At 74.3% G+C, this 23,706-nt stretch carries 26 protein-coding genes and 3 tRNA genes; 8 read left to right on the top strand and 21 right to left on the bottom strand.

Going from position 1 to position 23,706, the window contains the following annotated elements:
- Positions 1–84 precede the first annotated feature (84 nt).
- The 6 genes from AB0E83_RS05990 to AB0E83_RS05965 all read right to left on the bottom strand — a co-directional run bounded on the left by AB0E83_RS05990 (position 85) and on the right by AB0E83_RS05965 (position 2,642).
- Complete coding sequence (locus AB0E83_RS05990; RefSeq protein ID WP_362106528.1) at positions 85–1,140, bottom strand: UDP-N-acetylmuramate dehydrogenase; 1,056 nt, start codon at positions 1,138–1,140, stop codon at positions 85–87.
- A 45-nt stretch (positions 1,141–1,185) separates the two neighbouring features.
- Positions 1,186–1,614, bottom strand: a complete 429-nt coding sequence (locus AB0E83_RS05985) for a MaoC family dehydratase (RefSeq protein WP_362106525.1) — start codon at positions 1,612–1,614, stop codon at positions 1,186–1,188.
- A gap of 2 nt (positions 1,615–1,616) precedes the next feature.
- The gene (locus AB0E83_RS05980) at positions 1,617–2,069 is read right to left on the bottom strand and encodes a MaoC family dehydratase N-terminal domain-containing protein (RefSeq protein ID WP_362106522.1); all 453 of its coding nucleotides are present in this window, start codon (positions 2,067–2,069) and stop codon (positions 1,617–1,619) included.
- A gap of 101 nt (positions 2,070–2,170) precedes the next feature.
- Complete coding sequence (rpmG, locus tag AB0E83_RS05975; RefSeq protein WP_003956487.1) at positions 2,171–2,335, bottom strand: 50S ribosomal protein L33; 165 nt, start codon at positions 2,333–2,335, stop codon at positions 2,171–2,173.
- A gap of 117 nt (positions 2,336–2,452) precedes the next feature.
- A tRNA-Met gene (locus tag AB0E83_RS05970) sits at positions 2,453–2,525 on the bottom strand.
- Between the two features lie 44 nt (positions 2,526–2,569).
- Positions 2,570–2,642: transfer RNA gene (locus AB0E83_RS05965), tRNA-Thr, on the bottom strand.
- A 242-nt stretch (positions 2,643–2,884) separates the two neighbouring features.
- On the opposite strand from AB0E83_RS05965, the gene AB0E83_RS05960 reads away from it, so the two are divergent.
- Together AB0E83_RS05960 and AB0E83_RS05955 are read left to right on the top strand one after the other, a co-directional pair.
- A complete protein-coding gene (locus AB0E83_RS05960) occupies positions 2,885–4,153 on the top strand; it encodes an amidohydrolase family protein (protein WP_362106519.1) in 1,269 nt (422 codons plus the stop codon).
- A 16-nt stretch (positions 4,154–4,169) separates the two neighbouring features.
- Positions 4,170–4,826, top strand: coding sequence for an SDR family oxidoreductase (locus AB0E83_RS05955; RefSeq protein ID WP_362106516.1), 657 nt, complete (start codon positions 4,170–4,172; stop codon positions 4,824–4,826).
- A gap of 75 nt (positions 4,827–4,901) precedes the next feature.
- On the opposite strand, the gene AB0E83_RS05950 is transcribed toward AB0E83_RS05955, so the two are convergent.
- A tRNA-Tyr gene (locus AB0E83_RS05950) sits at positions 4,902–4,983 on the bottom strand.
- Positions 4,984–5,168: 185 nt separating this feature from the next.
- Between AB0E83_RS05950 and AB0E83_RS05945 the strand changes: the two genes are divergently transcribed.
- The 4 genes from AB0E83_RS05945 (at position 5,169) to AB0E83_RS05930 (ending at position 8,117) form a co-directional block, all read left to right on the top strand.
- Entirely contained in the window at positions 5,169–5,660 is a 492-nt protein-coding gene (locus AB0E83_RS05945) for a YajQ family cyclic di-GMP-binding protein (RefSeq protein WP_282694335.1), read from the top strand.
- Between the two features lie 71 nt (positions 5,661–5,731).
- Positions 5,732–6,259 (top strand): methylated-DNA--[protein]-cysteine S-methyltransferase, encoded by a 528-nt coding sequence (locus tag AB0E83_RS05940; RefSeq protein WP_362106513.1) that lies wholly within the window; start codon positions 5,732–5,734, stop codon positions 6,257–6,259.
- A complete protein-coding gene (locus tag AB0E83_RS05935) occupies positions 6,256–6,882 on the top strand; it encodes an alpha-ketoglutarate-dependent dioxygenase AlkB (protein ID WP_362106510.1) in 627 nt (208 codons plus the stop codon). The genes AB0E83_RS05940 and AB0E83_RS05935 overlap by 4 nt, the downstream gene beginning before the upstream one ends.
- Complete coding sequence (locus tag AB0E83_RS05930; RefSeq protein ID WP_362106507.1) at positions 6,879–8,117, top strand: APC family permease; 1,239 nt, start codon at positions 6,879–6,881, stop codon at positions 8,115–8,117. Before AB0E83_RS05935 ends, AB0E83_RS05930 begins: the two co-directional genes overlap by 4 nt.
- On the opposite strand, the gene AB0E83_RS05925 is transcribed toward AB0E83_RS05930, so the two are convergent.
- The 14 genes from AB0E83_RS05925 to AB0E83_RS05860 all read right to left on the bottom strand — a co-directional run bounded on the left by AB0E83_RS05925 (position 8,083) and on the right by AB0E83_RS05860 (position 20,727).
- A complete protein-coding gene (locus AB0E83_RS05925) occupies positions 8,083–9,105 on the bottom strand; it encodes a hypothetical protein (RefSeq protein WP_362106505.1) in 1,023 nt (340 codons plus the stop codon). The two genes, AB0E83_RS05930 and AB0E83_RS05925, sit on opposite strands and share 35 nt — an antisense overlap.
- Before the next feature lie 3 nt (positions 9,106–9,108).
- On the bottom strand, positions 9,109–9,537 hold the full coding sequence (locus tag AB0E83_RS05920; RefSeq protein WP_362106502.1) for a YccF domain-containing protein: 429 nt from the start codon (positions 9,535–9,537) through the stop codon (positions 9,109–9,111).
- Positions 9,534–10,397 carry a zinc metalloprotease HtpX gene (gene htpX / locus AB0E83_RS05915; RefSeq protein WP_362106499.1) on the bottom strand — a complete coding sequence of 288 codons (864 nt, stop codon included), beginning with the start codon at positions 10,395–10,397 and terminating at the stop codon, positions 9,534–9,536. Before htpX ends, AB0E83_RS05920 begins: the two co-directional genes overlap by 4 nt.
- Before the next feature lie 143 nt (positions 10,398–10,540).
- Positions 10,541–11,017, bottom strand: coding sequence for a large conductance mechanosensitive channel protein MscL (mscL, locus tag AB0E83_RS05910; protein WP_362106496.1), 477 nt, complete (start codon positions 11,015–11,017; stop codon positions 10,541–10,543).
- 37 nt (positions 11,018–11,054) lie between these two features.
- Positions 11,055–12,578, bottom strand: a complete 1,524-nt coding sequence (locus tag AB0E83_RS05905) for an NADH-quinone oxidoreductase subunit N (protein WP_362106493.1) — start codon at positions 12,576–12,578, stop codon at positions 11,055–11,057.
- Positions 12,578–14,155 carry an NADH-quinone oxidoreductase subunit M gene (locus AB0E83_RS05900; protein ID WP_362106490.1) on the bottom strand — a complete coding sequence of 526 codons (1,578 nt, stop codon included), beginning with the start codon at positions 14,153–14,155 and terminating at the stop codon, positions 12,578–12,580. The genes AB0E83_RS05905 and AB0E83_RS05900 overlap by 1 nt, the downstream gene beginning before the upstream one ends.
- A 3-nt stretch (positions 14,156–14,158) precedes the next feature.
- Positions 14,159–16,177, bottom strand: a complete 2,019-nt coding sequence (locus AB0E83_RS05895) for an NADH-quinone oxidoreductase subunit L (protein ID WP_362106487.1) — start codon at positions 16,175–16,177, stop codon at positions 14,159–14,161.
- Positions 16,174–16,527, bottom strand: a complete 354-nt coding sequence (gene nuoK, locus AB0E83_RS05890) for an NADH-quinone oxidoreductase subunit NuoK (RefSeq protein WP_362106481.1) — start codon at positions 16,525–16,527, stop codon at positions 16,174–16,176. The genes AB0E83_RS05895 and nuoK overlap by 4 nt, the downstream gene beginning before the upstream one ends.
- A complete protein-coding gene (locus tag AB0E83_RS05885) occupies positions 16,527–17,072 on the bottom strand; it encodes an NADH-quinone oxidoreductase subunit J (RefSeq protein WP_362106479.1) in 546 nt (181 codons plus the stop codon). The genes nuoK and AB0E83_RS05885 overlap by 1 nt, the downstream gene beginning before the upstream one ends.
- The gene (locus AB0E83_RS05880) at positions 17,069–17,626 is read right to left on the bottom strand and encodes an NADH-quinone oxidoreductase subunit I (RefSeq protein ID WP_362106476.1); all 558 of its coding nucleotides are present in this window, start codon (positions 17,624–17,626) and stop codon (positions 17,069–17,071) included. Before AB0E83_RS05880 ends, AB0E83_RS05885 begins: the two co-directional genes overlap by 4 nt.
- Positions 17,627–18,589: a complex I subunit 1 family protein gene (locus AB0E83_RS05875; protein ID WP_362106473.1), complete on the bottom strand. Its 963-nt coding sequence runs from the start codon at positions 18,587–18,589 to the stop codon at positions 17,627–17,629.
- Positions 18,582–19,748 (bottom strand): NADH-quinone oxidoreductase subunit C, encoded by a 1,167-nt coding sequence (locus AB0E83_RS05870; protein WP_362106470.1) that lies wholly within the window; start codon positions 19,746–19,748, stop codon positions 18,582–18,584. The genes AB0E83_RS05875 and AB0E83_RS05870 overlap by 8 nt, the downstream gene beginning before the upstream one ends.
- The gene (locus AB0E83_RS05865; RefSeq protein WP_362106467.1) at positions 19,745–20,344 is read right to left on the bottom strand and encodes an NADH-quinone oxidoreductase subunit B family protein; all 600 of its coding nucleotides are present in this window, start codon (positions 20,342–20,344) and stop codon (positions 19,745–19,747) included. The genes AB0E83_RS05870 and AB0E83_RS05865 overlap by 4 nt, the downstream gene beginning before the upstream one ends.
- A complete protein-coding gene (locus AB0E83_RS05860) occupies positions 20,335–20,727 on the bottom strand; it encodes an NADH-quinone oxidoreductase subunit A (protein ID WP_031009254.1) in 393 nt (130 codons plus the stop codon). Before AB0E83_RS05860 ends, AB0E83_RS05865 begins: the two co-directional genes overlap by 10 nt.
- Positions 20,728–20,882: 155 nt before the next feature.
- Here AB0E83_RS05860 and AB0E83_RS05855 point away from each other — a divergent pair, with 155 nt between their 5' ends.
- Positions 20,883–22,094, top strand: coding sequence for a sensor domain-containing protein (locus AB0E83_RS05855; RefSeq protein ID WP_362106464.1), 1,212 nt, complete (start codon positions 20,883–20,885; stop codon positions 22,092–22,094).
- Between the two features lie 221 nt (positions 22,095–22,315).
- Positions 22,316–23,602, top strand: coding sequence for a sensor domain-containing protein (locus AB0E83_RS05850; RefSeq protein ID WP_362106461.1), 1,287 nt, complete (start codon positions 22,316–22,318; stop codon positions 23,600–23,602).
- The last annotated feature ends 104 nt before the right edge of the window (positions 23,603–23,706 follow it).

Here is a 23,706-nt window from a genome sequence, read left to right as displayed (position 1 = left end):
CACCGGGGTGCGGTCGACGGCCCGGCGGCGGCCCGGCGGGGCCTCGGCGTCGCGTACCGGGCCGTCCTGGGGCCGGAGCCCGTCCTAGAGCTGGACCCCGACCGTCACGGGCTCGTTGACGAGGGTGATGCCGAAGGCGTCGTGGACGCCGGCGACGACCTCGCGGGCGAGGGCCAGGAGGTCCTCGGTGGTGGCCTCGCCCCGGTTGGTGAGGGCGAGGGTGTGCTTGGTGGAGATCCGGGCGGGCCCGGTCCCGTACCCCTTGGTGAAGCCGGCCTTGTCGATGAGCCAGGCGGCGGAGGTCTTGGTGTGGGAGGTGCCGACGGGGAAGGCCGGCGCGAGGACGTCCGCGCCGAGGCGCTCGGCCACCCGCTCCCGGAAGGCCGCGAACTCCTCGTTGGTGAGGATCGGGTTGGTGAAGAAGGAGCCGGCGGACCAGGTGTCGTGGTCCTCGGGGTCGAGGACCATGCCCTTGCTCGCGCGGAGCTTCAGGACGGTGTCCCGGGCGTGGGCGAGCGGGACGCGCTCGCCCATCCCGGCGCCGAGGGCGCGGGCGGTCTGCTCGTACGCGAGGGGCGCCGACATGCCGTCCGCGTCCTCCAGCGCGAAGCGGACCCGGAGGACGACGTACTCGCCCGGCCGCTCCTTGAAGACGCTGTGCCGGTACGAGAAGCGGCACTGCTCGTTCGTGAGCGTGAGCGTCCGGTGGTCCCGGGTGTCGTAGACGACGACCTCGGTGATGGTCTCGGCCACGTCCTGGCCGTAGGCGCCGACGTTCTGGACGGGCGTGGCGCCGGCGGAGCCGGGGATGCCGGCCAGGCACTCGATGCCGGCGAGCCCGGCCTCGACGGTCCGGTCGACGACGTCGGACCACACCTCGCCGGCCGCCACCTCCAGCGCGGTCCCGTCGAGGGCGAAGCCCTTGGTGGCGATGTGCAGGACGGTGCCCTCGAAGCCCTCGTCGCTGATCACGAGGTTGCTGCCGCCGCCGACGACGAGCAGCGGCGTCCTGGAGACCTCCGCCTCCCGGATCGCGGCGATCACCTCGTCGTCGGTGGTGGCCGTGACGAGCCGGGCGGCGGGGCCGCCGAGCCGGAAGGTGGTCAGGGGGGCGAGGGGGGCGTCCTTGAGCTGCTGCACGGGCCCAGGGTACTTACCCGGCGGGGCGAGCACCCCGCGCGACCGTCAGGCCAGCCGTACGACGGCCCGCGACATGCCCAGGACCTTCTGGCCCGCGCTGGTCGCCGTCAGGTCGACCCGGACGAGGCCGTCGTCCAGCTTGGCGCCGACCTTCGCGGAGACCTCGATCACGGCGCCGACGCCGTCGTTCGGGACGACGACGGGCTTGGTGAAGCGGACGCCGTACTCGACGACGGAGGCGGGGTCGCCGGCCCAGTCGGTCACGACGCGGATCGCCTCGGCCATGGTGAACATGCCGTGGGCGATGACGTCGGGGAGCCCGACCTCGACGGCGAACTTCTCGTTCCAGTGGATGGGGTTGAAGTCGCCGGAGGCGCCCGCGTACCGGACGAGGGTGTCGCGGGTCACGGGGAAGGACCGCGCGGGCAGTTCGGTGCCCACCTCGACCTCGTCGTAGCTGATCTTCGCGGTCATGGTCAGGCCTCCTCGGGGGCGCGGGAGACGAGCTTGGTCCAGGCGGTGACGACGTGCTCGCCGGACTCGTCGTGGACCTCGCCCCGGATGTCCAGGATGTCGTTGCCGGCCAGCGACTTGATCGCCTCGATGGTGGAGGTGACCGAGAGGCGGTCGCCGGCGCGGACGGGCCGGGTGTAGGCGAACTTCTGGTCGCCGTGGACGACGCGGCTGTAGTCGAGGCCGAGCTGGGGGTCCTCGATGACCTGACCGGCGGCCTTGAACGTGATGGCGAACACGAAGGTCGGCGGGGCGATCACATCGAGGTGGCCGAGTTCCTTGGCCGCCTCGGGATCGGTGTACGCGGGATTCGCGTCACCGATCGCCTCGGCGAATTCGCGGATCTTCTCGCGGCCGACCTCGTAGGGCGCGGTGGGCGGATAGGTCCGGCCCACGAAGGACTGGTCGAGCGCCATGGACTCGATACCTCCTGCTGGATCTGTTGTCGAGGTGTGATCGTGTCGACAAACGCCACGAGGCCGTCCCCTGGCGGGGACGGCCTCGTGAACGAGCCTGGTTATCGCGTCTCGCGGTGCGCGGTGTGCGAGTTGCAGCGGGGGCAGTGCTTCTTCATCTCAAGACGGTCCGGGTTGTTGCGCCGGTTCTTCTTGGTGATGTAGTTCCGCTCCTTGCACTCCACGCAGGCCAGCGTGATCTTCGGGCGGACGTCGGTGGCAGCCACGTGAGTGCTCCTTGACGGACGGATGGATGGAATGGGTGCCCCTACAAGCCAGAGGCTTGGAGGGGACATGAAAGAGTAGCCGATCGCAGGACCGACCCCACAATCGGCTACCGTGTGTAGCGGTGACCGGACTTGAACCGGTGACACAGCGATTATGAGCCGCTTGCTCTACCGACTGAGCTACACCGCTTTGATGGTGGCAACCCCGCCCGAAGGCGGGATTCCCCTCACCAGAGCCCCAATACGGAATCGAACCGTAGACCTTCTCCTTACCATGGAGACGCTCTGCCGACTGAGCTATTGGGGCGAGCGAGGAAGACATTACACGGTCTCCGGCCCATCACCCAAATCCGTTTCCCGGACCCCCGGCGGGCTCCCCGCGACAAGCCCCCTGGCCACGCCCCGTACGCCACTCGTGGACTCATCGGTACGACTATTGCGCTCCTCCTCGAAGGCGGCCCCGCCCACCCCTAGGCTCTGCCCCACGCTGCGTGAACTCGATCTTGGTGAGCCGGTCGGCGAGCCAGCCGCGAGCCAGGAGGAGCACCGATGTCAGCCGACAGCAAGCAGCCCCGACAGTCCTCCGACGACGACGGCGGCGGGAGCGGGGCGGCGACCGAGGACCCCGGCTCGCTGCTGCTGTCGAACGCGCGGCTGACCGACGGGCGGACCGTGGACGTGCGGCTGGTGCGGGGCCGGATCGAGGCCGTCGGCACCGCGGGGAGCCTCAGCACGGTCGGCGCCCGGGTGGACCTCGCCGGCCACCTGCTGCTGCCGGCCCCGGCCGAGCCGCACGCCCACGCCGACACCGCGCTCTCCGCGGAGGGGCCGGGCCCGGTCTCGTACGCCCCCGAGGAGGTGCAGCGGCGGGCCACCGAGGCCGCGCTGCTCCAGCTCGGGCACGGGGCGACCGCGCTGCGGGCCCACGTCCGGATCGGGGACGTGCACGGCCTCGGCCCCCTGGAGGCCGTCCTGCAGGCCCGGCGCTCGCTGCGCGGCCTGGTGGACCTCACGGCGGTGGCGGTGCCCCGGCTGCTGACCGGGGCGGCGGGCGCGGACGGCCTGGCGATGCTGCGGGACGCGGTGAAGATGGGCGCCGGGGTGGTGGGCGGCCGCCCGGACCTGGACCCGGACCCGGCGGGGTACGTGGAGGCGGTCCTGGAGGTCGCGGCCGAGCACGGGGTGCCGGTGGACCTGCACACGGACGGCGACGACCCGGCGCGCCTGGCCCGCTTCGCGGCGATGGCCGGCGGGCTGCGGCCCGGGGTGGCGCTCGGCCCGTGCGCGGGGCTGTCCCGGCTGCCGGAGGGCGTGGCGGGCCGGGCGGCGGACCGGCTGGCGGCGGCGGGCGTGACGGTGGTCTGCCTGCCGCAGGGCGGCTGCGCGGGGACGGAGCGGCGGGGCACGGCGCCGGTGCGGCTGCTGCGGTCGGCGGGGGTGCGGATCGCGGCGGGCGGCGGGGCGCTGCGGGACGCGGCGAACCCGGTGGGGCGCGGGGACCCGCTGGAGGCGGCCTTCCTGCTGGCCTCGCTGGAGGGCCTGGACCCGGCGGAGGCGTACGGGGCGGTGAGCGCCCGGGCCCGGGAGGCGATGGGGCTTCCGGAGGTGCGGGTGGAGGCGGGCTTCCCGGCGGAGCTGGTGGCGGTGCGGGGCGAGCGGCTCGCGGGGGCGCTCTCCCTCGCGTACAGCCGGATCGTGGTGCACCGGGGGCGGGTGGTGGCGCGGACGAGCGCGGTGCGGGAGTACTGCGACTCGGCGGCGACGCTGGACCTGCCGCGCCAGGCCCGGACGGATCCGGGAGGCCCGGCGGCCCGCTGAGCCGTACGGTCGGAACATGCGCATCGTCATCGCTGGAGGACACGGACGGATCGCCCTGCGCCTGGAGCGGCTGCTCTCGGCGGGCGGACACGAGGCGGTCGGGCTGATCCGCCGCCCGGAGCAGGCGGAGGACCTGCGGGCGGCGGGCGCGGAGCCCGTCGTGCTGGACCTGGAGTCGGCGCCGGTGGAGGAGGTCGCGGAGGTCCTGCGGGGCGCGGACGCGGCCGTCTTCGCGGCGGGCGCGGGCCCGGGCAGCGGGACGGCCCGCAAGGACACGGTGGACCGCGGGGCGGCGGTCCTCCTCGCGGACGCGGCGGAGCGGGCGGGCGTCCGGCGCTTCGTCGTCGTCTCGTCGATGGGCGCGGACGCCCGCCGTCCGGGCGACGAGGTCTTCGACGTCTACCTGCGGGCGAAGGGCGCGGCGGACGACGCGATCCGCTCCCGCCCCGGCCTGGAGTGGACGGTCCTGCGCCCCGGCATGCTCACCGACGACGCCGGCACCGGCCTGGTCCGCCTGGAGGCCGCCACGGGCCGCGGCCCGGTCCCCCGCGACGACGTGGCGGCGGTCCTCGCCGAACTGGTGGAGACCCCGGCCACCGCCGGCCTGACCCTGGAACTGGTCGGGGGCTCGGTCCCGGTCGCGGTCGCGGTGAAGGACGTGGCCGGCAACTGACCCGCCCGGCGCGGAGGGCCGCCGGAGAACGAAGAAGGTCCCCGGTGCGAACACCGGGGACCTTCTCGTATCGCGTGGCGGCGCCAGGATTCGAACCTGGGTAGGCTAAGCCGACGGATTTACAGTCCGCTCCCATTGGCCACTCGGGCACACCGCCATGGGATCCGTCGCCCGGGTTTCCCGCTTTTCGGCGGTGCTCCCTGGCAACGACGTAAACAATACCTGATCCCGGGGGGTGGTTCGCCACCCGGTTGATCAGCGGATTGATCAGCGGTTCGGGTGGCGGGTCACCCCCTAGGCTTTGGGGGTACCCCACAGCATCCGAGCAAGGAGCCACGAGTCATGGCCGACTCCAGTTTCGACATCGTGTCCAAGGTCGAGCGGCAGGAGGTCGACAACGCCCTCAACCAGGCCGCGAAGGAGATCTCGCAGCGCTACGACTTCAAGGGCACGAACGCCTCGATCTCCTGGTCGGGCGAGAAGATCCTGATGCAGGCGAACGGCGAGGAGCGCGTCAAGGCGATCCTCGACATCTTCCAGACCAAGCTGGTCAAGCGGGGCATCTCGCTCAAGACGCTGGACGTGGAGGGCGAGCCCCAGCTGTCCGGCAAGGAGTACAAGCTCTTCGCGTCGGTGACCGAGGGCATCTCGCAGGAGAACGCCAAGAAGGTCGCGAAGACCATCCGCGACGAGGGCCCCAAGGGCGTCAAGGCGCAGGTGCAGGGCGACGAGCTGCGGGTCAGCTCCAAGAGCCGGGACGACCTCCAGGCCGTGCAGGCGCTGCTGAAGTCGAAGGACTTCGACTTCGCGATCCAGTTCGTGAACTACCGCTGATCCTCCGGCGCCCCCAGGGCGGTGTCCGAAAGCCGCCGGTCGAGGGCCGGCGGGGCTCGCACACTGGAGCCATGGACGACATCACCGTGTACGCGTACACCGACGGCCCCCTGGGCGAGACGCTGCTGACCGGGCGGCGCTCGGCGGGGGGCCGGGCCGTGCTGCGGTCGCTCTCGCTGCCGGGGCAGAAGGGGGCCGTGGCGGTCGGGGACGGCTGGGTCCGCGACCAGGGGGCGTTCGACGAGGTCGTACGGCAGCTGGAGGAGTACTTCGGCGGGCGGCGGGAGCGGTTCGAGGTGCCGCTGGCCGCGGACGCCGGGACGGAGTTCCAGCGGCGGGTCTGGGCGGCCCTGGAGGAGATCCCGTACGGGGAGACCGTCAGCTACGGCGAGATCGGGCGGCGGGTCGGGGCCGGCGGGGCCGGGGTGCGGGCGGTGGGCACGGCGATCGGGCGCAATCCGCTGCTCGTGGTGCGGCCGTGCCACCGGGTGGTCGGCGCGGACGGGAGCCTGCGGGGGTACGCGGCCGGGCTCGACCGGAAGCGGTCGCTGCTGGCCCTGGAGGGGGCCCTCGCGGACCTGGAGGGAGCCCCCGCGTGACCGAGGGGCTGTTCCCGCGCGAGCGGGCGGAGGTCGCGCCCGGGGCGGTGCACGTGCCGGGGTGGCTGCCGTTCGAACGGCAGCGGGAACTGGTGGCGGCCTGCCGGGAGTTCGGGCGCGGGCCGCTGGCGTACCGGCGGACCGTGCTGCCCGGCGGGGGCGTGATGTCGGTGCGGTCGCTGTGCCTGGGCCGGCAGTGGGTGCCGTACCGGTACCTCGACTCCGTGGCCGTCGAACTGCCGGACTGGCTGGTCGCGTTGGGGCGGGAGGCGGTGGCGGAGGCGTACGGGGGGCACGGCGGGTTCGCGCCGGACACCGCGCTGGTGAACTTCTACGGCGACGGCGCCCGGATGGGCATGCACCAGGACAGGGAGGAGCGGTCCGGGGCACCCGTGGTGTCGCTCAGCCTCGGCGACACCTGTATTTTCCGGCTGGGCAACGGCGAGAGCCGGGGGCGGCCGTGGACCGACGTGACGCTGGGCTCCGGGGACCTCTTCGTGTTCGGCGGGGAGTCCCGGTGGGCGTATCACGGGGTGCCGAGGGTGTTCCCCGGGACCGCCGAGCCGTCGCTCGGGCTGGCCGGGCGGCTCAACATCACCCTGCGGGAGACGGGTCGATCGTGACCGCACCACTGCGCCGGTCCCTCGGCGTCCCCGACGCCGTCGTCATCGGGCTCGGCGCCATGGTCGGCGCCGGGATCTTCGCCGCCCTCGGGCCGGCCGCCGGCGCGGCCGGGAGCTCGGCGGGACTGCTCGCGGCGCTCGGGCTCGCCGCCGTCGTGGCGTACTGCAACGCGATGGCCTCGGCCCGGCTGGCCGCCCTGTACCCGGAGTCCGGCGGCACCTACGTGTACGGCCGCGAACGGCTGGGTCCCTTCTGGGGGTACCTGGCGGGCTGGGCCTTCGTGGTGGGCAAGACGGCCTCCTGCGCGGCGATGGCGCTGACCGTGGGCGCCTATCTGTGGCCCGGCCACGCGCATGCCACGGCGGTGGCCGCCGTGGTCGCCCTGACGGCCGTGAACTACGGCGGGGTCCAGAAGTCGGCGCTGTTCGCGCGGGTGATCGTGGCGGGGGTCCTCGCGGTGCTCGCGGCGGTGGTCGCGGCCACCTTCGCGGGCGCCCCGGACGGCCTCTCCGGGCTCGGCGGGGAGGTCTCGGCGGGCGGGGTGCTCCAGGCCGCTGGTTTGCTCTTCTTCGCGTTCGCGGGGTACGCGCGGATCGCCACGCTCGGCGAGGAGGTGCGCGATCCGGCCCGGACGATCCCCCGGGCCGTGCCGCTCGCGCTGGGGCTCGCGCTCGCCGTCTACGCGCTGGTCGCGGTGGGCGCCCTGCGGGCCCTCGGGCCGCTCGCCCTGGCCCACTCCCCCGCGCCGCTCGCCGACGCCGTGCGGGCGGCGGGCGCCTCCTGGCTGGTGCCGGTGGTGACCGCGGGCGCGGCGGCGGCGGCGCTGGGCTCGCTGCTCTCGCTGATCCTCGGGGTGTCGCGGACGACGCTGGCGATGGCCCGGGACGGGTACCTGCCCCGGGGCCTGGCCGCGGTCCACCCGCGGTTCCGGGTGCCGCACCGGGCCGAGGCGGCGGTGGGCGCGGTGGTGGCCGTGGTGGCGGCGACGGCGGACGTGCGGGGCGCGATCGGCTTCTCGTCCTTCGGCGTCCTCGTCTACTACGGGATCGCCAACGCCTCGGCGTGGACGCTGGGCCCGCGGCACCGGGCGCTCGCGCTGACGGGGCTCGCCGGGTGCGCGGTGCTGGCCGGCGCGCTGCCGCTGGGGTCGGTGCTGGCCGGGACGGGGGTGCTGGCGGCCGGGGTGGTGGCGTACGCGGTCAGTCGAGGACGACCCGGACGCCCTCGGCCCTGAGTCCGTCGACCCATTCCCGGAAGGTGGCGGGGCGGGGGCGGGCGAGGAGCGGGGTGACGCCGAGGCAGGCGCGGGCGGTGCCGGCGTGGCGCCAGACCAGGGTGCGGCCGGACAGCTCGGCGCCGAGGGCGCGGGGGGAGCCGAGCGGGAAGGCGCGGCCGGGGCCGAGGACGGCCTCGCCGAGGGCGCAGAGGAGGGCGTCCTGGTCCGTGATCCCGCGTCCGTCGAGCTCGTACGCGGTGTCCGGGGCGGGGCGCGGGGGGCGGTGGGCGTGCCGGGCGGCCTGGCGGAGCCACTCGGCGCGGGCGGTGCCGGTGAAGCGGCGCCAGGTGCCGGGTTCGGCCGGCGGGTCGTACCCGTGGAAGAGGTCCCAGACCTCGCGGTGCCGGTGCGGCAGGAGGCCGGCGCGGGGGAAGGCGACGGTCAGGTCGACGAGCCCGTGGTGGTGGCGGGAGGCGCCGGCGGCGGTGACCCGGCCGGCCTCCGCCTCGTGCTGGGGGTCCGCCGCCCGGTTCAGGACCTGGTACCGGACGGCCTCGAACCGCTCCGCGCCGGCGGCGAGGGCGTCGCGGAGCGCGCCGCGCGGGGAGCAGCCGAGGAAGGTGACCTCGCCGTGGGTGAGCTCCGCGGGGGGCTCGGGCGAGACCCGGACGAGGTTGCCGCAGGGGACCGTCCCGTACGCCCCGCGCAGGCGGTGCGGGGCGCCCGCGGACTCGACGGTGACGACGTCGCCGCGGGCGCCGAGGACCCGGACGGCGGTGAGCCGCCAGGCGCCGTCGTGGGTCTCGACGTCGAGGGTGCCGAGCGGGGCCGTGCCCTCGACGATCGCCCGGGTGACGGCCCGGGCCAGCTCGCCGCGCGGTTCGCAGCCGCGCAGCTCGTGGCGGAGCCGGGGCGGCGGCACGGGGTCGCCGTAGAGGCCGTCGACGTCCCGGCAGAGGGCGACGGCGTGGAGGCCGGAGAGCAGGGCGTAGCGGGGCCGGTCCACGGATCAGAAGCCGGGGCGGCCGTACGTCTGCTGCGGGTGTCCCTGGCCGCCGTACGCCTGGTCGGTGGGGACGATGTCCTTGCCGAGCGGCAGCAGCGAGACGGGGATGAGCTTGAAGTTCGCGAGGCCGAGGGGGATGCCGATGATCGTGACGCAGAGCGCGACGCCGGTGACGACGTGGCCGATGGCGAGCCACCAGCCGGCGAGGATCAGCCACAGGACGTTGCCGACGCAGGAGGCGGCGCCGGCGCCGGGCTTGTCGACGACGGTGCGGCCGAAGGGCCAGAGGGCGTAGAGGCCGATGCGGAAGGCGGCGAGGCCGAAGGGGATGCCGATGATCGTGACGCAGAGCAGCACTCCGGCGAGGAGGTAGCCGAGGAACAGCCAGAAGCCGGAGAGGACGAGCCATATGACGTTGAGAACGGTCTTCACGGGCGGCGACCTGCCATCTCTTCGAGCCGGGCGATGCGCTCGGCCATGGGCGGGTGGGTCGAGAACATCTTGGAGAGTCCCCTGCCCGGGCGGAAGGGGTTGGCGATCATCATGTGGCTCGCGGTCTCGATCCGGGGCTCGGGCGGCAGCGGGAGCTGCTGGGTGCCCGCCTCCAGCTTCCTGAGGGCGCTCGCGAGGGCGAGCGGGTCGCCGGTGAGCTGGGCGCCGGAGGCGTCGGCCTCGTACTCCCGGGAGCGGGAGATGGCGAGCTGGATGATCGAGGCGGCGACGGGGCCGAGGATCAGGATCAGCAGGTAGCCGAGGAGGCCGGGGCCCTCGTCGTCGCCGGAGCGGCCGACGGGGATGAGCCAGGCGAAGTTGACCAGGAACATCACGACGGAGGCGAGCGCGCCGGCGACCGAGGAGATGAGGATGTCCCGGTTGTAGACGTGGCTGAGTTCGTGGCCGATGACGCCGCGGAGTTCGCGCTCGTCGAGGAGGGCGAGGATGCCCTCGGTGCAGCAGACGGCGGCGTTGCGCGGGTTGCGGCCGGTCGCGAAGGCGTTGGGCGCCTGGGTCGGCGAGATGTAGAGGCGGGGCATCGGCTGGCGGGCCTGGGTGGAGAGCTCCCGCACCATCCGGTAGAGGGCGGGGGCCTCGAACTCGCTGACGGGGCGGGCGCGCATGGCCCGCAGTGCCAGTTTGTCGCTGTTCCAGTACGCGTACGCGTTGGTGCCGATCGCGACGACGAGGCCGACGATCAGTCCCGTGCGCCCGAAGAAGCTGCCGATGACGATGATGAGGGCCGAGAGCCCTCCGAGGAGGACGGCGGTCCTCAGCCCGTTGTGCCGGCGGTGCACGGTACGCCCTCCAAGTGGTGCGGCAGGGGAACCCTTTGCTTGGTGGTCCACGCCTCCAGTGGACCCTCCCGTACTGGTCAACGCCAGGCGGGAGGCTGCGGTTCCCCCGGCCGCACCGGGGAGGGGCTGGGCCGTACGGGTGATCAGCGGGCGGCGGGGACCTTGTCGGCGACGGGGGTCAGGCCCGCCTTGACGAGGGCGTCGGCGAGCGGCTCGACCTCGCTGGTGCAGTGGGCGCAGCGGGTGGCGATGGCGGGGATCTCGGCGTAGCAGCGGGGGCAGTCGCGCTTCTCGGACTTCGGGTCGGCGGCCTCCTCCCTGGCGAACTTCGCCTGGACCTTGGCCATGGGGACGACGAAGAGGAAGTAGAGCACCAGGGCGGTGATGAGGAAGGCGATGGTGGCGGCGATCGCGAGGCCGTAGGGGAAGACGGTCTGGCCGACCTTGAACTTCGCTTCGCTGAAGTCGCCGACGGAGCCGGTGGCGAGGCCGATGAGCGGGGTGATGAACGCCTTGCTGAAGCCGGTGACGACGGCCGTGAACGCCGAGCCGACGGCCAGGCCGATGGCCATCGAGACGACGTTTCCGCGAAGTATGAAGTCCTTGAATCCGTTCAGCACGGGTGGTGCGCTCCTCAGGGGGTCATGCGGTGGGGGGTCAGAACAGGCCGGCCGTCACGAACCGGAGGGCGAACTGCGGGTAACCCGACAGGACGGCTCCGGCCGCGGCGGTCAGCGCGATCGCCAGGGTGACGGGCGCGGGGGCCCGGTGCCCGGTGCCTCCGGCGGCGTGCTCCGGCGTGCGGAACAGCAGGGCCGTCCAGCGCAGGTAGTACGCGAGGCCGATGACGACGTTGACGCCCATGACCACGGCCAGCCAGCCGAGGCCCGCGTCGACGGCCGACGAGAACACGGTCACCTTGGCGAAGAGCCCGATGATACCCGGGGGCAAACCGGCCAGATTCAGGAGGAAGAAGGCGAACGCGAGGGCGGCGGCGGGGCGGGCGGCGTAGAGGCCCGCGTGGTCGGCGATCCGCTTGCCGGGGTGCGTGCGGGCGACGAGGGCGACGACGGCGAAGGCGCCGAGGTTCACGACGGCGTACATGAGGGCGTACGCGACGGTGGCGCCGATCTGGTCGTCGCCGGAGTACGCGGCGGCCGCGATCGGCACCAGGAGGTAGCCGGCCTGGGCGACGGAGGACCAGGCGAGCAGCCGGACGGCGCTGCCGTCGCGGGCGGGGTCCTGGCGGAGCGCGGCGACGTTTCCGGCGGTCATGGTGAGGGCGGCGAGGACGGCGAGGGCCGGGCCCCACACGTCGGCGTACGCGGGGAAGGCGACGACCGTCACCAGGATGAGGCCGGTGAGGCCGACGGCCTTGCCGACGACCGACAGGTAGGCGGCGACGGGCAGCGGGGCTCCGGTGTAGGTGTCGGGGACCCAGAAGTGGAAGGGGACGGCGGCGACCTTGAAGGCGAAGCCGACGAGGGCGAGGGCGACGCCGGCCTCGGCGAGGGTCTGGAGCCGGCCGGGGACGTCGTCGAGGCGGGCGGCGATCTCGGTGAGGTGGAGGGTGCCGGTGGCCGCGTAGACGAAGCTCGCGCCGAGGAGGGTGACGGCGGTGGCGGTCACCGAGGAGAGGAAGAACTTGAGGGCGGCCTCGCCGGAGCGCCGGTCGCCGCGCTTGAGGCCGACGAGCGCGAAGGCGGGCAGCGAGGCGACCTCCAGGGCGACGACGAGGGTGGCGAGGTCGCGGGAGGCGGGCAGCAGGGCGGCGCCGGCGGCGGAGGACAGCAGCAGGAACCAGAACTCGCCGGCCGGGAGCTTGGCGCGCGTGGCGGGCAGCGAGAGCAGGGCGGTCAGCAGGGCGCCGCCGAGCACGAGGAGCTGGATGACCAGGGTGAAGGTGTCGGCGGTGTAGCTGCACCCGGTGGTCTGGGCGTGGCTGTCGGTCTGGGCGCCGGCGGTGAGGCAGAAGGTGGCGCGGTCGCCCGCGCGCAGCGGCAGCAGCAGGACGAGGGCGGCGGCGAGGCCGGCGATCGAGATCCAGCCGAGGAGCTGCTTGCGCGCGGCGGGGACGAAGAGGTCGGCGACGAGGACGCCGAGGGCGACCAGGGCGGTGAGGGTCGGGGGCGCGATCGTCAGCCAGTCGACGGACTGGACGAGAGAGGCGTCGGCGGTCATCACTGGGTGCCTCCCGCGAGGAGCTGCTGGACGGCCGGGTCGGTGAGGCCGAGGAGGACCGCGGGCCAGAGCCCGGCGAGGACGGTGAGGGCGACGAGCGGGGTCCAGGCGGCCAGCTCGTACGGCTGGACGTCGGCGAGCTCCGGTTCGCCGGCCGGGCGGGGGCCGCCCATGCAGACGCGGCGGACCACGATCAGCAGGTAGGCGGCGGTGAGCAGGGTGCCGAGGCCGCCGAGCGCCATGAAGACGAGGTACGCGGGGCGGCTGAGCCCCTCGGCCGGGTCGAAGGCGGCGAACAGGGCGAGCATCTCGCCCCAGAAGCCGGCCAGGCCCGGCAGGCCGAGGGAGGCGACGGCGGCGAAGGCGAGGAGGGCGCCGAGGCGGGGGGCGCGGCCGTAGAGGGCGGCGCCGGTGGCCCCGGCGAGGGTGTCGAGGTCGGCGGTGCCGTGCCGGTCCTTCACCGCGCCGACGAGGAAGAACAGCAGGCCGGTGATGAGGCCGTGGGCGATGTTGGCGAAGAGCGCGCCGTTGACGCCGGTGGGGGTCAGGGTGGCGATGCCGAGGAGGACGAAACCCATGTGGCCGACGGACGAGTACGCGATCAGGCGCTTGAGGTCGCCCTTGGCGCCGGGCCGCGCCAGGGCCAGGCAGGCGAGGGAGCCGTAGACGATGCCGGCGGCGGCGAAGGCGGCCAGGTAGGGGGCGAGGGTGTGCATGCCGTCGGGGGCGATCGGCAGGGCGATGCGGACGAAGCCGTACGTGCCCATCTTGAGGAGCACGCCGGCGAGGAGGACCGAGCCGACGGTGGGGGCTGCGGTGTGGGCGTCCGGCAGCCAGGAGTGCAGCGGCCACATCGGGGTCTTCACGGCGAGCCCGACGCCGATCGCGAGGACCGCGGTGACCTGCACGGACGTGGTCAGTCCGCGGCCGTTGTCGGTGGCGAGCGCCACCATGTCGAAGGTGCCCGCCTTGATCCCGATCAGGAGCAGGCCGAGCAGCATGACCACGGAGCCGAGCAGCGTGTAGAGGATGAACTTCCCGGCGGCGGCCCGCCGGCCCTCGCCGCCCCAGCGGGCGATGAGGAAGTACATCGGGATGAGGACCATCTCGAAGGCGAGGAAGAAGAGCACCAGGTCGAGGACGGCGAAGGTGGCGAGGGTGCCGGCCTCCAGGACGAGCAGCAGGGCGACGAACGCCTTCGGGGACGGGCCCGCGGGCCGCTTGAAGTAGGAGTACAGCGCGCAGAGGAAGGTCAGCAGCGCCGTCAGCAGCAGGAGGGGGAGCGAGATGCCGTCGACGCCGAGGTGGATCCGCACGTCCAGCGCCCTGATCCAGCTGATGTCCGTGGTCGCCTGCATCCGCGACGGGTGGTCGTGGTCGAAGCCGAGGGCGAGGAGGATCGCGGCGAGCAGGACGGCCCCGGTGACGGTGACGCCGTGGCGGAGCACCGCCTGCTCGGGCGACTTCCCCTTCAGGCCGGGCGGGGCGGGCAGCAGCGCGGCGGCGGCGCCGAGGAGCGGCACGACGACGAGGAACGCGAGGAGGAACTGCATCACGGATTCGCTGATATCGATCACGGCTCACGCTCCGGCGAAGGCGTTGGCGAGGGCGACGGCGGCGATCGCCAGGACGACGGAGCCGGCGAGCAGGGCGCTGAGGTAGGTCTGCACGTTGCCGGTCTGGGCGCGGCGGACCAGCCATCCGAGCCCCTTGGCGGTGCCGGCGGCGCCGCTCACGTAGGTATCGACGACCTCGCGGTCCAGGAAGCGGACCAGGGAGGCGGCGCCGAGCACCGGGCGGACGAAGACCTTGGCGTAGAGGGCGTCCAGGTGGAAGCCGGCGGCGGCCGGGCCGTACAGCGGGCCGAGGAGGGCGCGGCCGGGGTCGGCCGGGTCCTCGGCGGGGTGCGGCAGGTGCAGCGCCTCGGCCTCGACCAGGCCGGCCTCGGCGTCCGGGTGGGCGACGTGCGGGGCCGGGACCGGGGGGACGGCCCGGGCGGCGAGGCTCCGCCAGACGGCGTAGGTGACGGCGCCGCCGGCGACGGCGAGGCCGGTGCCGAGGACGGCGGTGGTGAGGGTCGGCAGGAGGCTCTCGCCGTCGAACCAGTCGTCGAGGACGAGCGCGCTCAGACCGAAGCCGAGGGAGGGGATCGCGAGGATCCACAGGACGCTCGTCATGGCAATCGGCTGGCGGATGGGGGTCCCCCCTGCTCGAGCGGAGCCGAGAGCTTGGGGGAGGTCCGGGGCCTCGGCGCCCCTCCCCCGGAAGGCGCGCAGCCAGAGGCGGAGCGCGTACGCGGCGGTGAGGAGGGCGGTCAGCAGGCCCGCGACGAGGACGGTCCAGCCGGCCCCGGCGGGGACGCCGGGGCGGTCGCCGAGGGCGGTGTGCTCGGCGGCGACCAGGACGGCCTCCTTGGAGAAGAAGCCGGCGAAGGGCGGGATCGCGGCGAGCGCGAGGAGGGCGACGGTCATCGTCCAGTACGCGTCGGGGATCCGCTTCGCCAGGCCGCCCATCCGGGACATGGCGGTGAGCGAGTTGGTGCCGGCGGCGTGGATGACCGCGCCGGCGGCGAGGAAGAGCAGCGCCTTGAAGGCGGCGTGCGACAGGAGGTGGAAGACGGCGGCGCCCCGGTCGCCGACGGCGAGCGCGCCGGCCATGTAGCCGAGCTGGCCGATCGTCGAGTAGGCGAGGACCCGCTTGATGTCGTCCTGGGCGAGCGCGGCGAGCGCCGAGCCGACCATGGTGACGGCGGCCATCACGGCGAGGACGGTCAGCGCGGCGGCGGAGGCGGCGAAGACCGGGAGGAGCCGGGCGACGAAGTAGACGCCGGCGGCGACCATGGTGGCGGCGTGGATGAGCGCGGAGACCGGGGTGGGGCCGGCCATGGCGTCGGGGAGCCAGGTGTGCAGCGGGAACTGCGCGGACTTGCCCGCGACGCCGGCGAGGAGCAGCAGCGCCACCGCGGTCGGGTGGTCGAGGCCGCCGCTCGCGACGGTGGAGAGGATGCCGTCGATGCGGAAGGTGCCGGCGTCGGCGGCGAGCGCGAAGAGCCCGAAGAGGAAGGGGACGTCGCCGAGCTTGGTGACGAGGAACGCCTTCAGGGAGGCGGAGCGCGCCTCGGGGGTCTCCCAGTAGTGGCCGACGAGGAAGTACGAGCAGATGCCCATGATCTCCCAGCCGACCAGGAGCACCATCAGGTCGCCGGAGTAGACGACGAGGAGCATCGCGGCGGTGAAGAGGGAGACGAGGGCCGCGTACGAGGGGTAGCGCGGGTCCTCGCGGAGGTAGCCGGTCGAGTAGATCTGCACGCAGCTCGCGACGACGCCGACGAGGACGGCGACGAGGGCGGCGAAGCCGTCGATGTGGACGCCGAGCGTGATCGGGACGGAGCCGGTCGGCGTGAGTTCGGTGGCCGCCTCGATGACGGTGTTCCCGCCCTGGCGGACGGCGACGAGGACGGCGAGGACGGCGGCGGCGAGCGTCGGCAGGACGGCGAGCGGGCGGACGAAGCCGGGCGCGGTGCGGCCGGCGGCGAGGCCGGCGACGGCGCCGAGGAAGGGCAGGACGGGGACGAGGACGGCGAGGGTCGTGGTGGTCACGCGGCGGCCTCGGCCTTCTCGTCGGTCTCGTCGGCGCCGTGCCGGGCCTCCGCCGTGTCGCGGAGGCGGTCGACGTCGGACGTGCCCCGGTTGCGGTACACCATCAGGACGATGGCGAGGCCGATGCCGATCTCGGCGGCGGCGATGGCGATGGTGAAGAGGGTGAGGGCCTGGCCGGCGTGGAGGGCGTCGCGGAGCCAGACGTCGAAGGCGACCAGGTTGAGGTTGACGGCGTTGAGCATCAGCTCGACCGACATCAGGACCAGGATCGCGTTGCGGCGGGCGAGGACGCCGTACAGGCCGACGCAGAAGAGGAGCGCGGCGAGGACGGCGGGGTAGGCGAGGTGCATCAGTCCCGCTCCCCTTCCGGCTTCTTGCGGGACAGGACGATGGCGCCGACCAGGGCGGCGAGCAGCAGCACGGAGAGCGCCTCGAAGGGCAGCACCCAGTGCCGGAAGAGGATCTCGCCGGTCACGCCGGTGGAGCCCCGCGCGGGTCCGTCCAGCTCGATCCAGGTCGTGCGGAAGGCGTCCACGACCACCCAGACGAGCGCCGCCGCGGCGGCGACGGCGACGGCCAGGGCGACCGGACGGTTGCCGGAGTCGGCGTCCGGGGAGCGGCCGATCGGCGCCTTGGTGAGCATGAGGCCGAAGAGCAGCAGGACGACGACGGAGCCGACGTAGATCAGCACCTGGACCCAGGCGATGAACTCGGCGGTCAGCAGGAGGTACTCGACGGCGAGGCCGCCGAGCGCGACGACGAGCCAGAGCGCGGCGTGCACGAGCTGCCGCGTGGTGACGGAGACGACCGCGGCGCCGAGGGTGACGAGGCCGACGAGGAGGAAGGCGACCTCGACGCCGGAGGGCGACAGGAAGCCGGGGGCTGCGAGGTTCACGCGTCGCCCTCCTGCCGCTGCGCGGCCGCGGCCTGGGCGGCGGCCTTCTCGGCGGCCTTGCGGGCGGCGGCGATCTCCTTGGGCTCCTCGGCCGCCGGGTCGAGCGCGGGCGGCTCGGGGACGGTCCACATCCACTCCCGGAGCTTGTCCCGCTCGTGGGTCAGCTCCAGGATGTCGGTCTCGGCGTACTCGAACTCCGGCGACCAGAAGAGGGCGTCGAAGGGGCACACCTCGATGCAGATCCCGCAGTACATGCAGAGGGAGAAGTCGATGGCGAAGCGGTCGAGGACGTTCCGGCTGCGTTCGCGGCCGCCGGGAGCGGCGGGCGGGACCGTCTCCTTGTGCGAGTCGATGTAGATGCACCAGTCGGGGCACTCGCGGGCGCACAGCATGCAGACCGTGCAGTTCTCCTCGAAGAGCGCGATCACGCCGCGGGAGCGGGGCGGCAGCTCGGGCTGCGCCTCCGGGTACTGCGCGGTGACGCTCTTGCGCGTCATGGTGCGGAGGGTGACGGCGAGGCCCTTGGCGAGGCCGGAGCCGGGGATCGGAGCCATTTAGTTGATCGCCACCTTCACGATGCCGGTGAGCGCGATCTGCGCCAGGGCGAGCGGGACGAGCGTCGTCCAGGCCAGCTTCTGGAGCTGGTCCTCGCGCAGGCGCGGGTAGGAGACCCGCAGCCAGATGACGACGAAGGCCAGGACCGCCGTCTTCAGCAGGGTCCAGAACCAGCCGAGGCCGTCCTCGCCCCAGGGGCCGTGCCAGCCGCCGAGGAAGAGGACGGTGGTGAGGCCGCAGAGGACGACGATGCCCGCGTACTCGGCGAGCAGGAAGAGCGCGAAGCGGAGGCCGGTGTACTCGGTGTACGCGCCGAAGATGATCTCCGAGTCGGCGACCGGCATGTCGAACGGCGGGCGCTGGAGCTCGGCGAGTCCCGCGACGAAGAAGACGAGCGCGCCGACGATCTGCCACGGCACCCACCACCACGCGAAGGCGTCGAGGACTCCGGTGAGCGAGACGGTGCCGGCGGCCATCGCGACGGACGCGGCGGCGAGCAGCATCGGCAGCTCGTACGCGAGCAGCTGGGCGGCGGTGCGCAGGCCGCCGAGCAGCGAGAACTTGTTGGCGGACGCCCAGCCGGCCATCAGGCTGCCGAGCACGCCGACGCCCATGACGGCGAGGACGAAGAAGACGCCGGCGTCGACGACCGCGCCCACGGAGCCCGGTGCGACCGGGATCGCGACGAGGACGAGGAGGTACGGGAGGAGGGCGACGGCCGGCGCGAGCCGGAAGACCCGCCGGTCGGCGTCCTTCGGGACGACGTCCTCCTTCTGCGCGAACTTCACGCCGTCGGCGACGAGCTGGGCCCAGCCGTGGAAGCCGCCGGCGTACATGGGTCCGAGCCGGCCCTGCATGTGGGCCATCACCTTGTGCTCGGTCTGGCCGACGACGAGCGGCAGGACGAGGAACGCGGCGAAGACGAGCAGCAGCCGGACGGCGACGTCGAGTGCGTCAGTCACGCGGATCGCCTCCGGCGGGGTCGGGGTCGGGGTGGGTCGTGAGGCCGGGGTGGGTCTCGGGGTCGGACTCCGGCTCGGTGCCGGGCGCGCCGTCGGGCTTCGCGTCCGGCGCGGGCTCGGGAACCGGCGCGGGCTCGGCGGGCGGGGGTTCGCCTTCCGGTGCGGTCGGTTTCGACGGCTCGTCGAACGCCGGGACGGCGTGGTGCCAGGGGGCGTCGGAGCTGCGGGTGCGCGGGGGCGGCGAGGCGGCCGCCGGGGCCTCACCGGCCTCCGGCGGGGCCGTCGGCGTCTGCTGGCTCGCCGATCCCTGGCTCGCGCTGCGCGTGCGGCGCGGGGCGGCCGGGGCCTCGGGGGCCGGCGCGGCCTGCCGGCTCGCGGAGCCCTCCGAGGCGGAGCGGGTACGGCGGGGCGGGCGGGTGCCCGCCTCGGGGGCCGCCGGGGCGGTCTGGCTCGCGGAGCCCGCCGATGCCGTGCGGGTGCGGCGGACCGGGGCGTCCTGGGTCGCCGAGCCCTCCGCCGCCGTGCGGGCGCGGCGGGGGCGGTCGGCGGCGGCGCCCCGGGCGGGGCGCTCGGGGGCCGGCGGGAGCTGGCCCTTCAGCGGGCCCCACTCGTTGGGGTCGGGGACGCCGGGCGGCAGCATCTGGCGGCGCTTGGGGCCGCCGTCGTGCGACTCGCCCGGCTCCTTCGCGCCGGGCCACGCCTTGGCGACCCGGGCGGCGAGGACGAAGTCCTTGCGCAGCGGGTGGCCCTCGAAGTTCTCGGGGAGCAGCAGCGGCGTGAGGTTCGGGTGGCCCTCGAAGACGACGCCGAACATCTCGTGCGTCTCGCGCTCGTGCCAGGCCGCGCCCGCGTACACGCCGATCGCCGTCGGCAGCGACGGGGCCTCGTGCGGCACGGTGGTGCGCAGCAGCAGCCGGCGGGGGGCGCCGTCGCCGACGGCGGCGACGTGGGCGCAGATCCGGAAGCCGGTGCCGGGCTCGTCGACCGCGCTCAGCCAGTCGAAGTAGGTGCAGCCCAGCTCGTCCCGGGCGGTCCGCAGCGCGTCGAGCCACTCCGTGACGGGGACGTCGACGGTCAGCAGGTCGTACGCCCGCTCCGCCGCCGCCTCGTCGCCGAACAGGTCCGTCACGGCCTCGGGAAGGGAGTCGTAGCGGTTCATCGGTCGTCGCCTCCCGGCGGCGGGGTGACCAGCGGGCTGGTGAGCTGGGAGACCGAGGCCGGTGCCGTCGTGCCGTACCGCTCGCCCAGGCTCTCGCGGGCGATCTTCTCCTGGAGCTTGAGGATGCCCTGGAGGAGCGCCTCGGGGCGGGGCGGGCAGCCGGGGACGTACACGTCGACCGGGATGATCTGGTCGACGCCCTTGGTGACGGAGTACGAGTCCCAGTAGGGGCCGCCGCAGTTCGAGCAGGCGCCGAAGGAGATGACGTACTTCGGCTCGGGCATCTGCTCGTACAGGCGCTTGACGGCCGGGGCCATCTTGTCGGTGACCGTGCCGGAGACGATCATCAGGTCGGCCTGGCGGGGGCCGGGCGCGAAGGGGATCACGCCGAGCCGGATGAAGTCGTGCCGGGCCATGGACGCGGCGATGAACTCGATCGCGCAGCAGGCGAGGCCGAAGTTGAAGACCCAGAGGCTGTAGCGGCGGCCCCAGTTGAGGACCACCTTCATGGGCTCGGGGGCGAGGCGGGAGAGCGTGCCCAGCTTCGGCGCGGGCAGGGGCACGGCGCTCCCCTCGGGTGCGGGTGTTACGTCCATGCCAGGACGCCCTTCTTGTACGCGTAGAGCAGCCCGACGGCCAGGAAGCCGAGGAAGACGAACATCTCGACCAGGGTCGTGGCGCCGTAGCCGGGCGCGGCGAAGACCGTCGCCCACGGGAAGAGGAAGATCGAGTCGACGGCGAAGATCACGTAGAGGAAGGCGTAGACGTAGTAGCGGACCTGGGTGTGGGCCCAGCCCTCCCCCACGGGGTCGACGCCGCACTCGTAGGTGAGGAGTTTCTCCGGGGTCGGCACGACGGGCCGGAGCAGCCGGCCGGCGCCGAAGGCGACCGCCACGAAGAGCACGCCGACGACGGCGAGCAGGCCGACGACGGAGTACGTATCGAAATAGTCCGCCGCGACTACGGTCGGTTCCCGCACGTCCGCCGCCCCTCAGTCCCTCGCTGCCGTTTTCACGCACGCGAGTCTAGGCCCTGTTAAAAACAGCGTAAGCAGGCGCGGGTGGGGTTATCCCCCGGGTCCGACACCCACCTCCCCCATGGCCCGCAGGGCGCGCGGGACGGCAGGCTGGGGGCATGACCGCCGATCACCCGTCCCCTCCTTCCCCCGCCGCCGTACCCACCGCCGCACCCGGACGCGCGCCCGCCGCCGCGCCGGAGCGGCGGCGGACCGCGTACGGGAAGGAGACCTGGAAGGAGATCTCCTTCCTCCTCCTCAACCTGCCCGCCGCCCTCGTGGGCTTCGTCTACGCCGTGACCAGCGTGCTCGTCGGGGTCGCCCTCTCCGTCACCGTGATCGGCCTGCCGCTGCTGGCGGCCGGGCTCGCGGGCGCGCGCGGGATCGGCCGGTCCGAGCGGGCCCGGGCGCGCGGGCTGCTCGGGGTGGACGTCGCCGAGCCGTCGCCGCTGCCGCGCGGCGGGGGCGGGCTGCCGTGGCTGTGGGCGCGGCTGAAGGACCCGGTGGGCTGGCGGGCCCAGCTGTACGGGCTGATCCGGCTGCCGTGGGGCGTGGTCACCTTCGCGGTGACGCTGGTGTCGCTGGTGGCGCTGTGGCCGGTGCTGCCGTTCATCGCGCGGGGCCTGGCGGCGGCGGACCGGGGCATGGTGCGGGGGCTGCTCTCGCCGTCGGACGAGCTGGAGCGGCGGATCGCCGAGCTGGAGTCGGACCGGGGCGTGGTCGTGGACACGGCCGCGGCGGACCTGCGGCGGATCGAGCGGGACCTGCACGACGGGGCGCAGGCGCGGCTCGTGGCGCTGGCGATGGGGCTCGGGCTGGCGAAGGAGAAGCTGCACGAGGACCCGGAGGCGGCCGCGGCGATGGTCGCGGAGGCGCACGGCGAGGTGAAGCTGGCCCTCCAGGAGCTGCGGGACCTGGCGCGGGGCATCCACCCGGCGGTCCTGACCGACCGGGGGCTCGGGGCGGCGCTGTCCTCGCTGGCGGGCCGGTGCACGGTCCCGGCGACGGTGGCGGTGGACCTGGCCGAGCGTCCCGCGGAGGCGATCGAGGGGATCGCGTACTTCACGGTCTCGGAGCTGCTCCAGAACGTCTCCAAGCACGCCCGGGCCCGCACGGCCTCGGTGGAGGTGTGGCGGACGGAGGACCGGCTGCTGCTCCAGGTCCGGGACGACGGCCGCGGCGGCGCCCGGCTCGACGGCGCCGGCACGGGACTCGCCGGCCTCGCGGAGCGCCTGGGCGCGGTGGACGGCCTGCTGGTCGTCGACTCCCCGGAGGGCGGCCCGACGGTGGTCACGGCGGAACTGCCGTGGCGGGGCCGGGCGGCGGCCTGACGGACACGGGCGAGCGGCGGCTCGACGGACGCGGCCGGGGCGACGGCCTGACGGGCGCCGCCCCGGCCCGACGGATGCCGCCCGCCCCGGTGGGCGGTCCCGTCGGAGGGGGTGGGGTTAACCCCCCTCGGCAGACGCCGACCCGCCTCATGGTGGCGCGGGGGTGCCGGGCGGAACCCTGGAGCCGTACGCGTCAGCCCCCTCCCGAGAAGGACGTTCCGATGGACTCGCCGCTCGTTCCCTCCGCGCTCCGCGCCCCCTTCCAGGGGCGGACCTGGCGGGCCTTCCTCTTCACGCTGGTGGGGCTGCCGCTGAGCGTGCTGTGGTTCTCGCTGGCCGTCTCGCTGACCTCGGCGGGGCTCGGGCTGCTGATCACCTTCCTCGGGGTGCCGGTGCTCGCCGCGTCGCTGGCGGTGTGCCGGGGCTTCGGCGCGGTGGAGCGGGCCCGGGTGCGGGGGCTGCTCGGGGCGGACGTGGCGGCGCCGGAGCCGGTGCGGGGGCGGACGGGCGGGGCGTTCTCCTGGATGACGGCGACGCTGCGGAGCGGGTCGGCCTGGCGGCACCTGCTGTACGCGCTGGTGCACTTCCCGTGGGCGGTGTTCTCGTTCTCCGTGTCGCTGGTCTTCTTCTCGTGGGGCTGGGGCCTGTTCACCTACCCGGCGTGGCGGTGGGTCTTCCCGGCGTACCTCGGCCAGGACGGGATCCAGCTGTACGGGGACGAGACCCACGCCCTGTACCTGGACTCGCCCTTCGAGACGGGCGTCACCTGCCTGATCGGGCTGGTCTTCGTCCTGCTGTGGCCGCCGGTGGTGCGGGGGCTGACGGCGGTGGACCGGCTCCTGGTGGCGGGGCTGCTGGGGCCGGGCCGGCTGGCGGAGCGGGTGACGGAGCTGGAGTCGGAGCGGGGTACGGCCGTGGACACGGCCGCGGCGGACCTGCGGCGGATCGAGCGGGACCTGCACGACGGGCCGCAGGCGCGGCTCGCGTCGCTCGCGATGGACCTGGGGCTCGCGAGGGAGACCCTGGACCGGGACCCGAAGGCGGCGGCGGCGCTGGTGGACGAGGCGCACGGCGAGGTGAAGCTGGCGCTGAAGGAGCTGCGGGACCTGGCGCGGGGCATCCACCCGGCGGTCCTGACCGACCGGGGGCTCGACGCGGCGCTGTCGTCGGTGGCGGGGCGGTCCCCGGTGCCGGTGGCGGTGACGGTGGACCTGCCGGCGCGGCCGGTGCCGGCGATCGAGGGCCTGGCGTACTTCACGGTCACGGAGCTGCTGGAGAACGTGGCCCGGCACGCCCGGGCGCGGCGGGCCTCCGTGGAGGTGTGGCGGTCGGACGAGCGGCTGATGGTCCAGGTGCGGGACGACGGCGTGGGCGGTGCGGACCCGGCGCGCGGCCAGGGGCTGCGCGGTCTCGCGGAGCGGCTGCGGTCGGTGGACGGCGTCCTGGCGGTGGACTCCCCGGCGGGCGGCCCGACGACGGTCACGGCGGAGCTGCCCTGGCGCGCCTGACGCGCCCGACGGCCCGGCGCGCCCCTCGGCCCGACACGCCGCCCGGCGCGCCCCACGGCCCGACACGCCCCACGGCCCGACACGCCCGGCGGTCCGGCGGTCCG

The sequence above is a fragment of the Streptomyces sp. NPDC035033 genome (assembly GCF_040636735.1).
GTDB lineage: Bacteria > Actinomycetota > Actinomycetes > Streptomycetales > Streptomycetaceae > Streptomyces.
The sequence above is the reverse complement of the archived record's forward strand: the minus strand, read 5'-3'. Positions and strand labels throughout refer to the sequence as shown.